The organism is Gilvimarinus gilvus (genome assembly GCF_030518155.1).
Classification (GTDB): Bacteria; Pseudomonadota; Gammaproteobacteria; order Pseudomonadales; family Cellvibrionaceae; genus Gilvimarinus; species Gilvimarinus gilvus.
This window is the reverse complement of sequence record NZ_JAULRU010000060.1, coordinates 1-306: the sequence shown is the minus strand read 5'-3', so window position 1 is coordinate 306 and position 306 is coordinate 1. Positions and strand designations below refer to the sequence as shown.

Sequence of the window (306 nt, the reverse complement as noted above, 5' to 3'; positions counted from 1 at the left end):
CGACGATCACCGGCGATTTCCACCAGGCCCGCTACCTCGCTGAAGTCAATGCCATGCTGGCCGCGGTCGATGCCAGCACCAATACCCGGCGGGAACTGCTGGGCGAGCTCGGCCTGCGCGGGCTGACGCTCATTCTGGACTGGATCAGCTTCGTGTTGCCCAACCGGGCACTGGTGGCGGTATCGTTGGGGCGTTCGATCCGGTCGGTGATAGATGCGCACAAGGCCTTCAAACAAGGGCAACGCGTTGACGTGTTGAAACACATCGTCGACGCCTTCACCTACGCCAACGACGCCGTCAACAACC

At 62.1% G+C, this 306-nt stretch carries 1 protein-coding gene; it reads left to right on the top strand.

Features of this window, described 5'->3' with window-relative positions:
* A partial coding sequence (locus QWI17_RS00280; RefSeq protein ID WP_302720503.1) for a hypothetical protein occupies positions 1-306 on the top strand: 306 nt, incomplete at both ends.